The sequence below is a fragment of the Nocardiopsis sp. NRRL B-16309 genome (genome assembly GCF_001279585.1).
In the GTDB taxonomy this organism is placed as follows: domain Bacteria; phylum Actinomycetota; class Actinomycetes; order Streptosporangiales; family Streptosporangiaceae; genus Nocardiopsis.
In genome coordinates this window covers 54653-67308 of sequence record NZ_LGEC01000065.1, presented here as the reverse complement: position 1 = coordinate 67308, position 12656 = coordinate 54653, and the positions used below count along the sequence as shown (strand labels likewise).

The window sequence follows — 12656 nt, the reverse complement described above, 5'->3', positions numbered from 1 at the left end:
AGGCTCCTCAGGACCGCTCGGCGCCCTCGCCGTGCTTGCTTCGGGCCTCTGCTCGTTCCTCGCTTCGGCCCGACCAACCCCCCGGTGGTACCGGCGAGCAGGATCGCTCACCGTCCATCTCCTGGGGTGCACCTCCGGGCCCTCCAGGACCCGTCGGTGCCCTCGCAGTGCTTGCTTCGGCCCGGATCAACCCCTCGGTGGTACCGGCGGACGGGATCGCTCACCTTCCACCCCCAGGCGCTCCGTGGGGCGACGTGTGCGCGTTCGACCCCTCGGAGGTCTCCGTGAGCGGGCTCGCTCGATTTCGACACCGCCCAGGTGGGGGACAGGGCCCGGCGCGGGGGCGGTGTGTCGGCGTGGTGGCCTAGGCTTCTGATGTGCGTATCGCGACATGGAATGTGAACAGTGCCCGGGCGAGGACCGAGCGGATCGGCGCCTGGCTGGACCGGAGCGACGTCGACGTCCTGGCCATCCAGGAGACGAAGTGCCGCGACGACCAGTTCCCCGCCTCCGTCTTCACCGACCGCGGCTACGAGGTGGCCCACCACGGGCTCTCCCAGTGGAACGGGGTCGCGATCGCCTCCCGGGTCGGCCTCGACGACGTACAGGTCGGGTTCCCCGGCCAGCCCGGCTACGGTGAGCCGGAGGAGGTCGAGGCGCGCGCCGTCGGCGCCACCTGCGCGGGCGTCCAGGTGTGGAGCCTGTACGTGCCCAACGGCCGCGAGATCGACCACCCGCACTACGCGTACAAGCTGCGCTGGCTGGAGGCGCTGCGGGAGGCGGGCGCGGCCCGGCTGGCGGAGGACCCGCGGGCGCAGATCGCCTACGTCGGGGACTTCAACATCGCCCCCGAGGACACGGACGTGTGGGACATGGCCGAGTTCGACGGCAAGACCCACGTCACCGGGCCCGAGCGCGCCGCGTTCACCAAGCTGGTCGACGCCGGGTTCGCCGAGGTGGTGCGCCAGTACACCCCCGGTCCGGGCGTGTACACCTACTGGGACTACAAGGCCCTGTCCTTCCCCAAGCGCAAGGGCATGCGCATCGACTTCGTCCTCGCCTCCCCGGCCCTGAGCGAGCGCGTGACCGGCGCCCGGATCGACCGCGAGGAGCGCAAGGGCAAGGGCGCCTCCGACCACGCCCCGGTCATCGTCGAACTGGACGGGGAGGCCGACGCGTGAGCCGCGCACCCCGGATCGCCGTCTTCGGCAGTGTGAACATGGACCTGGTCGCCTACGTCGACCGGGTGCCCTCCAGCGGTGAGACCGTCACCGGCACGGCGTTCCGCCAGGTGCCCGGCGGCAAGGGCGCCAACCAGGCGGTCGCGGCCGCGCGCGCCGGCGCCGAGACCGCCTTCCTCGGGGCGGTGGGCGACGACTCCTTCGGCGAGGAGCTGCGCGCCAACCTCGTGGACTGCGACATCGACGTGTCCGGCCTGCGTACGGCCCCGGGCGCGTCCGGGGTGGCGCACATCGTCGTGGACGGCGGTGGCGGCAACTCCATCATCGTCGTGCCCGGCGCCAACGGCACGGTCACCGCGACGGCCGCGGGCGACGCCGCGGTCATCGGCGCCCGCGACGCCCTGCTGCTCCAGCTGGAGCTGCCGATGGAGGCCGTGGTCGACGCCGCGCGGACCGGGCGGCGACTGGGCGTGCCCGTGTACCTGACGCCCGCGCCCGCCCGGGAGCTTCCGGCCGAGCTGCTGGAGTCGGTGGACGTGCTGGTGCCCAACGAGCACGAGGCCGCCGCGATCACCGGGCTCACCGACCCCCACGCGGCCCTGGAGGCCCTGGTCGAGCTGGTGCCCGAGGTGCTGCTGACCATGGGAGAGGCGGGTGCGCTGCACGGCCGCCGGGGAGCGAAGCCGGTGCACGTGCCCGCGCGCAGGGTCGAGGCCGTGGACACCACCGCCGCCGGTGACACCTACTGCGGCGCGTTCGCCGTGGCCCGGGCCGAGGGGAACACCCCCGAGGACGCGATGCGCTTCGCCGCGGCCGCCGCCGCGCTGTCGGTCCAGCGGCACGGGGCCGCCTCGTCCATCCCGACCCGGGCGGAGATCGCCGCCTACGTCGCCGCCGACGGACCCGTTGACGACTGAACCGACGAGCAGGTGAGGGCCCGGCCGCCGCGCGGCCGGGCCCTCCGCGTGTTCCACGGATGCTCGCCCCTGTTCTCGAAGGGTCGCCCGCACAGGTCGGGGGCGTCGGCGGGTTCTTGCGGATGCTCGCCCCTGTGCTCGAAGACTCGCCTGAACAGGTCGGAGGAAGGACACCGGCGGGTTCTTCTGGAGCGGGCGGAGCCGGAGCCGGAGCAGGGGCACCGGGCGCCGGGGTGTCCGGCCAGTGCGGCGGAACGGCGAACGAACGTCAGTCGGGCTGAGGCGCCGACCACGTGAAGCGCGTGTCCCGCCCCGAGGCGTCGGGGCCCGTCCAGGATCCGTCCCCGAGCACGGTGAGGCGCTCGGCGTGCCGGGACGGCTCGGGCAGTGGGCCCAGAACGCGGCCGGTCGCCGCGTCCACGGCGTGGTTCTCGTGGAAGTCCTGGACGTAGGGGCCGCCGTCCTCCGGGGCGACGGCCTCGCCGGTCACGGCGACGACCGCCGTGCGCTCGTCGAGGAAGTCGGCGCCGGTCTGGCCGACGAACAGGGTCTCGAATCGCTCCTCGTCGTAGCCGAACGCGCCGACGCCGACCCGGGAGACCGGCTCGCCGCTCGGGAAGGCGTGGAACGTGACCTCGTCGTGGTCGCTGACGGAGAACATCCGGCCGTCGGGGGAGAGGTCCTGGAAGTAGCCGGTGAGGGGGTACGGGGTCACGACCAGCGCGTCGCCGTCGAGGCGGGCGTGGAACGTCGCGCCGCCGTCCTGCCCCTCGCCCACGCCGACCAGCACGTGTCCGTGGTCCGGGTGGGGCCGGACCTCGGCTCCGTGGCCGATGCTGCGGAGCCGGGCGCCGGCCAGGACCTCGCCGGTGGCCGCGTCGACGGCGTGCAGGCTGTCGGTCCGGCCTGGGCCGTGCCAGGCCAGGTCGGGGCGGTAGAGCCAGAGCAGCGACCCGTCGGCGGAGAAGGCGATCGAGGACCGGCCCGACATGTAGTGCTCGGACGCGGGCGGCGCGTCGAGGGAGAGCCGCCAGGCGACCGTGCCGTCGGCGTCGACGCCGACCAGGTCGTGGTCGGTGGTGTAGGCGGCGCGGTCCAGGCCGGACGCGACCGCCACGCGCTGGGGCTCCTCGCCGAGGGGGAACCGGGCCGCCGGATCGGGGACGGCCGCACCGTCGCGGGCGGGTGACGTGAAGGCGTGGGCGAGGATATCGGTGGCCGAGAACGAGGCCAGAACGCGCATGGGGTTCTCCGTGGGGTCGGTGGGACGCATGGTCGAACGGGCCGAGCAGCGGGAATGCGGCCACGGTAGCGGGTGCCGGTGACGGGCGCCCCTCGCGAAGAAGGTCGGGGCGAGGGCGAAGCCACGACGGGATCGGCCGCGACCAGGGCGGCGGTGGTGCCACGGGAGCGAGCGCGGGTCAGCCGCCAGGACGACCACGGGAGTGGTCGCGACCGGGGCGACCGGGGCGATCGGAGCGACCACGGGGCGACAACGGAAGGTGTGCGTCCGAGTGCCCGCGGTGATGGCTCGCGGGCAGGGGGCGGGGCGCCGTACGAGCGGCGATCATGTGGTGGGGGAGCGCGGAGCGGCGGGCGAGGGCACCGGTCGTGCCGGGCGGCGGCACGATCGCCTCGCGGGCGCGTCCGTCAGGGAGCGTGCCCGATCTGCTTCAGGAACGGGGCCGGGTCCTGGTTCTGGAGGCGGACCTCCAGGACGATGTCGACGTGCTCGCCGACGAGTGTGCCGCCCCAGGGAAGCTCGCTGCCGAGCCCCACCCCGAAGTCGGAGAGGCTGATCCGCGTGGTCGCCGAGAAGAAGTGCCCGTAGGTGTCCTCCGGGGACACGTAGTCGGGGGACTCGCCGACCCACTGGGCGTTCAGGGTGACCGGGACCGTGGTGCCGTGGATGGTCAGGTCCCCGTTCAGCCGGAAGGCGAACCGGCCGCGTCGGCTCTCCTCGAAGCCAGTGGACACGAAGTGGATCTCCGGGTGGTGGTCGACGTCCAGGAAGTCGGCGGAGCGCAGATGGGCGTCGCGGGCGCCGACCCCGGTGTTGATGCTCCCGGCCTCCAGCGTCACCTCCACGCTGGACGCGGCGGGGTTCTGGGCGACGACGACCTGGCCCTCGGCGCGGCCGAACGTGCCCTGGACCCGGCCGTAGCGCAGGTAGTGGGCGACGAAGATCAGGCTGGAGTGAAGCGGGTCCAGGTGCCAGACCCCCGGCCTGGGTCCCACCTCGGGAGGAGCTGACGTCATATCCGTTTTCTCCCTTATGTCGTGTCTGTGGCTTTTGTCCACACACCTTAGGTCGGACGCCCCACCGGAGCGCCAGGTTCCCGGGGCCGCGATCACGAGATCTTCGACTCGGTCCCCGCGTTCGCGTTCCCCATGGCCCGGATCCGACCGCACACGGGCGTGAAACCCCTGTTGGGAGATGCCTCGGGCTGGCTGTGAGTTCTCTCCCACACCGGTCGGCGGCCGGATCCGGCCAGGTCGGAGCTCCTGCGCGCACGTGTGCCCGTCCGGCCCGTGCCGGGGCCCGCCGTGCCCTTGTCGGCGCCCCAGCGCTCCCCGCCCACCGGGCACACGAAGAGGGGCCGCCCTGACGGACGGCCCCTCCTTGCGTGGTCGGACGACGGGCCGGACGGCCCGCGCGCGGCTACATGTGCTCGGGTGCGTTGACCCCCAGCAGGTCCAGGCCCTGCACCAGCACGCGCAGCGCCACCGCGATCAGCGCCAGCCGCGACTCGCGCTCGGCCTCGGTGGGCGCGGTGAGCACCGGGCAGTGCTCGTAGAACGTGGTGAGCGCCTGTGCCAGCTCGAACAGGTACGCCGACAGCCGGTGCGGCTGGAGAAGGTCGCCGACCTGCGCCACGACCCCGCCGAAGCCGAGCAGCTTGAGCGCGAGGTCGCGCTCGGCGGCCTCGGCGACGGTGATCTCCCCGCGTGCCGAGTCGGCGTCCACCCCGCCCTTGCGGAAGATGGAGCGGATCCGGGCCTGCGCGTACTGCAGGTACGGGCCGGTGTTGCCGGTCAGCGCCAGCATGCGGTCGAAGTCGAAGGTGTACTCGGTGTCGTGCGAGACCGACAGGTCCGCGTACTTGACCGCGCCGATGCCGACGTCGTAGGCGATCTCCGCCTGCTCCGCCGCGCTGAGGTCGGGCCGGTTCTCGGCGACGACCGCGGCCGCGCGCTCGACGGCCTCCTCCAACAGCTGCATGAGGCGGACCGGGGCGCCGCTACGGGTACGCAGGATCTTGCCGTCGCTGCCCAGCACGTTGCCGATCTGCACGTGCGTGGTCTCGACGCTGTCCGGCAGCCACCCGGCCTTGCGGGCGGTGGCCCAGACCATCTTGAAGTGCATGGCCTGCGGGGCGCCCACGACGTACAGGATGCGGTCGGCCTTGAGGTCCTCCACCCGGTAGCGGACGGTGGCCAGGTCGGTGGTGGCGTAGCCGTAGCCGCCGTCGCTCTTGCGGATGATCAGCGGGACCGGCTTGTCCTCGCGGCCGGTGAAGCCGTCGAGGAACACGCACAGCGCGCCGTCGCTGACCTCGGCGATGCCCTTGGCCTCCAGCTCGTCGCACACGTCGGCGAGCATGGCGTTGTACGTGCTCTCACCGGCGAGGTTCTCGTCGGTGAGGGTGACGCCGAGCTTGCCGTAGACCTTGTTGAAGTAGACCTTCGACAGGCCGACGAGCTTGCTCCACAGGCGCAGCGTCTCTGCGTCGCCGCCCTGGAGGGCGACCACGCGGCGCCGGGCGCGGGCGGCGAAGCCGTCCGCCTCCGGGCCGGAGGAGTCGAACTTGGTGCGGGCCGCCTGGTAGAAGGCGTTGGGGTCGGTGGTCAGCAGGTCCGCGTCCGGGGACTCCTCGCCGACCTCCAGCAGGTGCTCGATGAGCATGCCGAAGGGCGTGCCCCAGTCACCGATGTGGTTCTGCCGGATGACGTTGTGCCCCAGGAACTCCAGGGTCCGGGCCAGGGAGTCGCCGACCACGGTGGTGCGCAGGTGCCCGACGTGCATCTCCTTGGCCACGTTGGGCGCGGAGTAGTCGAGCGGGATGTTCAGCGGCTCCTGCTGGGGGACGCCCAGGCGGGGGTCGTCCAGCAGCTGACGGGTCTGCCCGGCGATCCAGTCCTCGCGCAGGGTCAGGTTGATGAAGCCCGGCCCGCTGACCTCGACGTCGCGGCAGACGTCGGCCACGTCCAGGTGCTCCATGATCGCCGCGGACACCTCACGCGGCTTTCGGCCCAGTCGCTTGGCGAGCGCGAGCGCGGCGTTCGCCTGGTAGTCGGCGAACTGGGACGGGCGGATGACGGGGTCGGTGTCGGCGAACTCGGGGCCGAAGGCGGCGCCGAGGGCGGACTGGACCCGTCGCGAGAGTACTTCCTGCGGGTCGGCCATGGCACAAGCGTACCGACCGGCGGCGCCCTCCCCGCCCGGTCGCGGATCGGGCCGGAACCGGGCCAGGACCGCGCCGCGCGCGTCGCCGCCGCCGGGTCGGTCGCACTGCGCCTGCGCGACGGCCGCCGCCTGGACCCGATGCCCGTGGCGGAGGCGCTGGGCCGCATCACCGAGCGCGTCCGGACCCACGACCCCGCCCTCTGGGAGGGCGGGGTCATCGCTCGGTAGCCGCCGCGGGACGGGGGGCGACTCGGTCGTCTCTGGCGGAGCGGAGGGCCGCCCTACCGGCTTTGACCAGTTCGAAGGATCACAAGTACGTTCTACGTCGATCGTCGCGTATGTCCGTCCGACACAGTGGAGCACTTTCCATGGCACCCGCCGAGCCCGCCCTCCTGAACAGCACGGCCATCGGTCAGGTGGTGGACCTGCCCGCGTGGCTCCAGGGCAACGTCGATCTGCTGATCGGGGTCCCCCTGCGAATCCTGTTGATCGTGGTCGGCGCGCTGGTCATCCGTGCCTTTGCCAAGCGTGCGATCTCCCGTCTCGTGGAGCGCGTCCTGCGGTCGGGTGAGGGAAGGAACGGACAGAAGCGGTTCTCCCGAGGTCCCGCGGTGCTCCAGCGTGATGCGACCCGCGCCGACGAGCGGCGTCAGCAGCGCGCCCGCACCCTCGGCTCGGTGCTCAGCAGCTTCGCGACCATCGTCATCGTGGCCACGGCCCTGGCGATGGTGCTCGGCGAGGTCGGCATCGCCCTCGGTCCGCTGCTGGCCAGCGCCGGTGTGGTCGGTCTGGCGATCGGCTTCGGTGCCCAGAGCCTCGTCGCCGACTACCTGTCCGGCCTGCTGATCATGGCCGAGGACCAGTTCGGCGTCGGCGACGTCGTCGACCTCGGCGAGGCGGTCGGTGAGGTCGAGAGCGTGGGCCTGCGGATCACCCAGGTCCGCGACATCAACGGCGGCCTCTGGTACATCCGCAACGGCGAGATCCAGCGGGTGCGCAACGACAGCCAGGACTGGGCCCGCGCCGTCCTCGACGTCTCCGTGGCCTACGAGTCCAACCTGGAGAGGGTCTACGAGGTCCTGGAGCGGGCCGGGCGGGAGATGCGCGAGGACCCGGAGTTCGGGAAGTTCCTCCTGGAGGACCCGACCGTCTGGGGCGTGCAGTCCCTGGACGCGGACGGTGTCGTGGTGCGCCTGGCCGCCAAGACCGTGCCGCTGGAGCAGTGGGGCGTGACCCGCGAGCTGCGCCGCCGCGTCAAGGCCGCGCTCGACTCATCGGGCATCGAGATCCCCTTCCCCCAGCGCACGGTGTGGATGCGTTCCGGCGACGGCAGCGCCGCCTGACGAACCCGCTTCGGTAGAGCCGGGCCCCAGGAGTCTTCCGGAAGAGGCCGACACCCGTAGAGGTGTCGGCCTCTTCCGCTGTTTCGCCGTCGCTCCCGCTGTGACGTGGCTACCGTGGTGCGGGTCCTGCCCCCGAACTTCGAGGACCACGGTCTTGGCCAACCCGACCACGGACATCCCCGGCTACTGGGACCGGTACGCCCAAGGCGTTGCTCCGCCGGATTCGGAGGAGGAGTCGGCGCCCGTTTTCGAGTGGACCCAGTACCCGGGGCATGGGCCCGGGGCCGAACTCCTGGGGGAACCCGCCTACGCGCTGGAGTTGGGCTCCGGGCGAGGGGAGGCTGTCGCGGCGCTCGCGTCCACGGGGGTGATGGCCACAGGAGTGGACATCTCGCCCGTGCAGGTCGACCAGGCACGGAAGCGATGGGGACACCTGGGCGCGGAATTCCACCGCGAAGATGTCGTCGCATTCCTGCGGGACGCTGATCAGCGGTGGGACGCCATCTACTCGGTGTGGGGTGCGGTGTGGTTCACCGACCCGGAGGTTCTGTTGCCGCTGGTTCACGAGCGGTTGGAGCCCGGCGGGCGGTTGGTGTTCTCCCACGCCCAGCCGGTCCCTGGCGCTTACGGGGTGCAGGGGATCTACGGAAGCGGGTTCCACGGCCGCCAAGTGTGGATTCACCGGTGGGCCTACGAGCCCGAGATGTGGGAGGAGATTCTGACCGGTCACGGGTTCAGTGACGTGGAGGTGTGGGTGGAGCCCGCGCCGGAGTCCGGACACGTGGGGACCCTGATCGGTGTGGCGTCCCGATGAACTGGGAGCGCCGTGTCTACCAGGTCATGCTCACGCTCGCGAGGAGTGCGGACCACTCCCTTGCGGGGACTTCGAGGTGCCGTTGGGTGGGGTTCTGGGAGTCTCGCACAGCGGAACCTCCGGGGAAGTCCGCGATCTCCACGCAGTTCTGTGTGGTGGCCCCGCTGAACGAGGACTTGCGGAAGGTCAGTTGCTGCGCGTTCGGCACGTCTGGCTCCTCTCCAGGACCCGCGCGGTGCGGGGCACCAGTAGACAGTTGCCCGCACTTCGGTGGCTCACACATGAGCCTGGTCGGTCGCGAGGGCGGCAAGTAGAGTGTTTTCGGGATTGCATCAGGTATGCAACAACAGAGGCCCCCGGCAGCGCCGGGGGCCTCTGTCGGCCGGTCACCTGGCGCGAACCGTGCTCAGTAGCGCGGACCACTCGGTACCGCTGAACACCAGGTGCCCAAGCTCCCTGTTCTGGGTGTCGCGCACTGCGGCTCCGTCGGGAAGGTCGGCGACCTCAACACAGTTCTCAGTGCGCCCCTGGGAGTAGGACGACTTGCGGAAGTTCAGGTCGTGGGATTGCATCGGTGCCTTCTCTAGCTGGTGATCAGGTTCTCCATGAACGCACGGGAATCTTCGACACTGAGCGCGGAGGCCTGCACGTAGCGGTACACCGTCTCGCAGTGCGCGATCTCGACAGCGTCCTCGTAGAACAGCTGGGCCATGATGTCCTCCCGGTATACCACCGGCGGATCATCCTGGAAATCAAGTATCGCGAAGCTCCCGGCTGTTGCCGCATGTAGCCCTGCTGAGTCGGGGAGGACCTGAACTCGCAGGTCGCGGCGCTGGACTTCGATCAGATATCGGATCTGCTCTGCACGCACATCAACGGGGATCTTGCGTAGAGCAGCCTCATCGATGATCGCCCAGACGCTGGGACCGGTGGTCGACCCGGGGGCGATGATCTGCTTCCGGGCCATACGGGCTTCGACATAGCGCTCAATCTCGCCTTCGTCGACAACACCGTGCCCACGGGTGATGGCTCGTGCGTACCCCTCGGTTTGGAGCAGGCCCGGAATCACGAGGGCTTCGTAGGTCCGGATGGAGGCCGCTTCCAGCTCCAGCCCCACGTATGCGCCCTTGCCGAGGACGTCGGCGTATCCAACCCACCACCCAGACTGCCTGGCCTGCTTCGTCAGAGTTGCGTATGCCAGCCGCTCCTCAGGATCGGTCACCTCGTAGATGTCCAGCAGAGCGTCGACGTCGATCACTGACGGACGGAGCCACTCGTTGTTCTCAATCCGGGTGAGCTTTCCACGTGACCACTTGCCCTTGCCCCGCTTCTTGGCCTCCGAAGTCACGTAGGAGGACGTGTACCCCTTCGCCTCACGCAGTTCGCGGAGCCGCCGTGACAAACGGCGACGACGGAGGGTCGGACTCTTGGCCATGGGTGTCCCGCTCCTCGACATAGCTGGCTGGCTCGATCCTACGGCGCGTTCGCGCTGATCAGACATTCACTACACCGCCCACTCAGAATCGGGCATTCCACCCGGCTACATAGATTGCTCAGTAAGATTCTCGCACTGATTCTGAATCTGGGCATTGAGAATATGACTGCGATGCGTCACTATGGAGCCACCTGATTCAGTCCTGCCGGACCTCCCATCCGGCATCCATGCTGAGGAGGCGCCCTGTGCGCTACCTGACCCATGACCACGCGCGTCTCATACGCACCGGCCGAACGTGCCGGGCCTCCCGGGTGCGCGCCTACGCGCCCCCGCCGATCCCGTGGCCCCGAACCCCCGTCGACGTGCTCGGGGCACTCGTGTCGACCCTCCTCCGGATGGGGGCCTGGGCATGATCGACATCCGCACGGAGATGCTCCTCGACGCGCTCTCGGACGCCCTCGCCCTTCCTCCCGCCCTGACCGGGAACGGCGCCGAGCTGCGCGCGAGGCTGGAACGCCGACGCACGGTGGCCGTACGCGCGGCGATCGACCACGCCCGGACCACCGGCGACCTGACCGAGGCCGTCGAACGGCTCGACCGCGCCCTGCACGACCTCCCGCTCTGCTACCAGCCCGCGCCCGGGGACCGGCCGTCGCTGAGCGTGCTCTCCGGAGGCCGGTGATGAAGCCCCGTACGGTCTGCGACATCCGCGAGCTGCCGAGCCTGCGCGCGCTGTCGGCCTGGGCACGAAAGCACGGCACCCGCGTGCGCTACCTGGGGCCGACCCTGGAGGGAGAACCCGTCTGGGGAGCCGCCAGAGGCACGGTGACGCGCGTGGCGCGTGGGAGCGGACCCGACCCCCGCCCCCTGCCCCTCGTGTGGTCCTCGCCGCTGCAACACGGATCGGCGCACCGGTGAGCGCGCTCGACCGGGCCCTGGACTCGTTGATCGCGGGCCGGTGGATCCTCACGACCCAGGACACCGACGACGGCCGCACGCTGATCGTCGCCCACCGCCCGATCGGCTGGACGGGGCCCGGCGACCCCCACGAACTCCTCACCGCCGATGATCACCGGCAGATGCGGCGCCTGCTCGCCCGTCGGCACGGGGAGGCGCCATGACCGCTCCGGCGTCGCGGTTCGAGCGGGGGCGCACCGGCCGGGTCCCTGCCGGTGTGGGGTCACTCCGGCCGGGCCCCTACGAGCCGGGCCCCTACGAGCCGGGCCCCTACGAGCCGGGCCACCCGGCCGGGCCTACCGGTCTGCGCCCCTCCGATCGGGACCCCAGTCGGGCCCTGCGAGCCGGGACACCCGGCTGGGCCTGCTGGTCTGGGTCCCTCCGAACCGGACCACCTCAGCCGGGCGCGCCGCTCCGCCCTCACGACGCGGTGGGGCGGGGCGCCTGGAGCCTCCGACGAGGGCGCGCCCTCAGCGCTCCTCGGACTGGGCCAGCCGGTGCAGCCAGTTCGGCGGCCGGGTGTGCACCCGGCGCCGGATCTGGTCGCCGATCCGCCCGCCCGCCAGGTCGTGCGCGAGCCGGCAGGCGCGGGCGATGCCCTTGGCGCGGCTGTCGCCGTGCGCGATGACCACCGTGCCGTTGAGCCCGAGCAGGGCCGCGCCCCCGTAGGTCTCGCTGTCCAGCCGCTCGCGCAACTCCCTGAGCGCGCCGCGCTGGAGGAACGCGCCCGCCTTGGCCAGCGTGGTGGAGGTCAGCGCCTGGCGCACGGCCTCCATCGCGAAGGCCGCCGTCCCCTCCACCGACTTGAGCGCCACGTTCCCCGTGTGGCCGTCGGTCACCACCACGTCCACCTTCCCGGCGAGCAGGTCGTGCCCCTCGATGTTGCCCCGGAAGTCGATGCTGTGCGCGCCCTCCGCGGTCGCGGTCAGAAGCTCCGTCGCCCGGCGCACCAGGCGGTTGCCCTTGCCCGGCTCGGACCCGATGGTGAGCAGCCCCACCCGCGGCTTGCGCACGCCGAACGCCGTCTGCGCGTAGGCGCAGCCCAGGTGGGCGAACTGCACGAGCATCTCGGGTTTGGCGTCGGCGTTGGCCCCGGCGTCGACCATGATGGTCGGCGTCTCACCGGTGGGAAGTGTCACCGCCAGCGCCGGGCGCAGGACACCCGGCTGGGTGCGCAGCCGCACCGTGGACGTCGCCACGACCCCGCCGGTGGACCCGGCCGAGACCAGGGCGTCGGCGTCCCCGCGCCGGATGAGCCTGCACGAGACGGCCGCGCTCGACCGGGGCCGGCGCCAGCTGGCCAGCGCCCCCTCGTGCATCGCGAGGTTGTCCTCGGCGTGCACGACCGGGATGTCGCGCAGGGCGTCGAGTTCGGCCAGCTGGGCGTGGATCTCGGTGCGCCGCCCCACGAGCACGACCCGCAGGCCGTGCTCGCGTGCGGCGATCACCGCGCCCCGCACGGCCTCACCGGGTGCGTGGTCCCCGCCCATCGCGTCCACGGCGATGATCGGCGGGGACGTGCGCGGGTCCTCGGACGTCTCCGCGTCGGATGTGCCACTCAACAGGTGTGCCCTTCACGGGTGGTCGGTGGGCGCGCGCGG

At 71.5% G+C, this 12656-nt stretch carries 14 protein-coding genes; 7 read left to right on the top strand and 7 right to left on the bottom strand.

The features are described 5' to 3' along the window. The first annotated feature begins 377 nt into the window (after positions 1 to 377). A complete protein-coding gene (locus tag ADL05_RS10065) occupies positions 378 to 1181 on the top strand; it encodes an exodeoxyribonuclease III (RefSeq protein ID WP_082376250.1) in 804 nt (267 codons plus the stop codon). Beyond that, a complete protein-coding gene (gene rbsK / locus ADL05_RS10060) occupies positions 1178 to 2098 on the top strand; it encodes a ribokinase (protein WP_082376249.1) in 921 nt (306 codons plus the stop codon). The genes ADL05_RS10065 and rbsK overlap by 4 nt, the downstream gene beginning before the upstream one ends. Positions 2099 to 2366: 268 nt before the next feature. Here rbsK and ADL05_RS10055 read toward each other — a convergent pair whose 3' ends face one another. The 3 genes from ADL05_RS10055 to argS form a co-directional block, all read right to left on the bottom strand. After that, complete coding sequence (locus tag ADL05_RS10055; RefSeq protein WP_053616619.1) at positions 2367 to 3341, bottom strand: hypothetical protein; 975 nt, start codon at positions 3339 to 3341, stop codon at positions 2367 to 2369. A gap of 407 nt (positions 3342 to 3748) precedes the next feature. Continuing rightward, the gene (locus ADL05_RS10050; protein WP_053616618.1) at positions 3749 to 4357 is read right to left on the bottom strand and encodes a YceI family protein; all 609 of its coding nucleotides are present in this window, start codon (positions 4355 to 4357) and stop codon (positions 3749 to 3751) included. 403 nt (positions 4358 to 4760) lie between these two features. After that, entirely contained in the window at positions 4761 to 6506 is a 1746-nt protein-coding gene (gene argS / locus ADL05_RS10045; protein ID WP_053616617.1) for an arginine--tRNA ligase, read from the bottom strand. Positions 6507 to 6874: 368 nt separating this feature from the next. On the opposite strand from argS, the gene ADL05_RS10040 reads away from it, so the two are divergent. Both ADL05_RS10040 and ADL05_RS10035 read left to right on the top strand, forming a co-directional pair. Then, complete coding sequence (locus ADL05_RS10040) at positions 6875 to 7849, top strand: mechanosensitive ion channel family protein (protein ID WP_082376248.1); 975 nt, start codon at positions 6875 to 6877, stop codon at positions 7847 to 7849. 154 nt (positions 7850 to 8003) lie between these two features. Next, a complete protein-coding gene (locus tag ADL05_RS10035) occupies positions 8004 to 8663 on the top strand; it encodes a bifunctional 2-polyprenyl-6-hydroxyphenol methylase/3-demethylubiquinol 3-O-methyltransferase UbiG (RefSeq protein ID WP_053616616.1) in 660 nt (219 codons plus the stop codon). Between the two features lie 16 nt (positions 8664 to 8679). On the opposite strand, the gene ADL05_RS10030 is transcribed toward ADL05_RS10035, so the two are convergent. From ADL05_RS10030 to ADL05_RS10020, 3 genes are all read right to left on the bottom strand, one after another. Further along, entirely contained in the window at positions 8680 to 8871 is a 192-nt protein-coding gene (locus tag ADL05_RS10030; protein WP_053616615.1) for a DUF397 domain-containing protein, read from the bottom strand. Positions 8872 to 9049: 178 nt separating this feature from the next. Next, positions 9050 to 9235: a DUF397 domain-containing protein gene (locus tag ADL05_RS10025; RefSeq protein WP_053616614.1), complete on the bottom strand. Its 186-nt coding sequence runs from the start codon at positions 9233 to 9235 to the stop codon at positions 9050 to 9052. Between the two features lie 11 nt (positions 9236 to 9246). Then, positions 9247 to 10098 carry a helix-turn-helix transcriptional regulator gene (locus ADL05_RS10020; RefSeq protein WP_053616613.1) on the bottom strand — a complete coding sequence of 284 codons (852 nt, stop codon included), beginning with the start codon at positions 10096 to 10098 and terminating at the stop codon, positions 9247 to 9249. Positions 10099 to 10507: 409 nt separating this feature from the next. Here ADL05_RS10020 and ADL05_RS10015 point away from each other — a divergent pair, with 409 nt between their 5' ends. The 3 genes from ADL05_RS10015 to ADL05_RS10005 are packed head-to-tail and all read left to right on the top strand — an operon-like array spanning position 10508 to position 11219. Further along, entirely contained in the window at positions 10508 to 10780 is a 273-nt protein-coding gene (locus ADL05_RS10015) for a hypothetical protein (RefSeq protein ID WP_053616612.1), read from the top strand. After that, positions 10780 to 11016 carry a hypothetical protein gene (locus ADL05_RS10010; RefSeq protein ID WP_053616611.1) on the top strand — a complete coding sequence of 79 codons (237 nt, stop codon included), beginning with the start codon at positions 10780 to 10782 and terminating at the stop codon, positions 11014 to 11016. Before ADL05_RS10015 ends, ADL05_RS10010 begins: the two co-directional genes overlap by 1 nt. Beyond that, on the top strand, positions 11013 to 11219 hold the full coding sequence (locus tag ADL05_RS10005) for a hypothetical protein (protein ID WP_053616610.1): 207 nt from the start codon (positions 11013 to 11015) through the stop codon (positions 11217 to 11219). The genes ADL05_RS10010 and ADL05_RS10005 overlap by 4 nt, the downstream gene beginning before the upstream one ends. Before the next feature lie 306 nt (positions 11220 to 11525). Here the strand turns inward: ADL05_RS10005 and plsX are convergent, their stop codons facing one another. Continuing rightward, the gene (gene plsX, locus ADL05_RS10000; RefSeq protein ID WP_053616609.1) at positions 11526 to 12617 is read right to left on the bottom strand and encodes a phosphate acyltransferase PlsX; all 1092 of its coding nucleotides are present in this window, start codon (positions 12615 to 12617) and stop codon (positions 11526 to 11528) included. Positions 12618 to 12656: the final 39 nt, after the last annotated feature.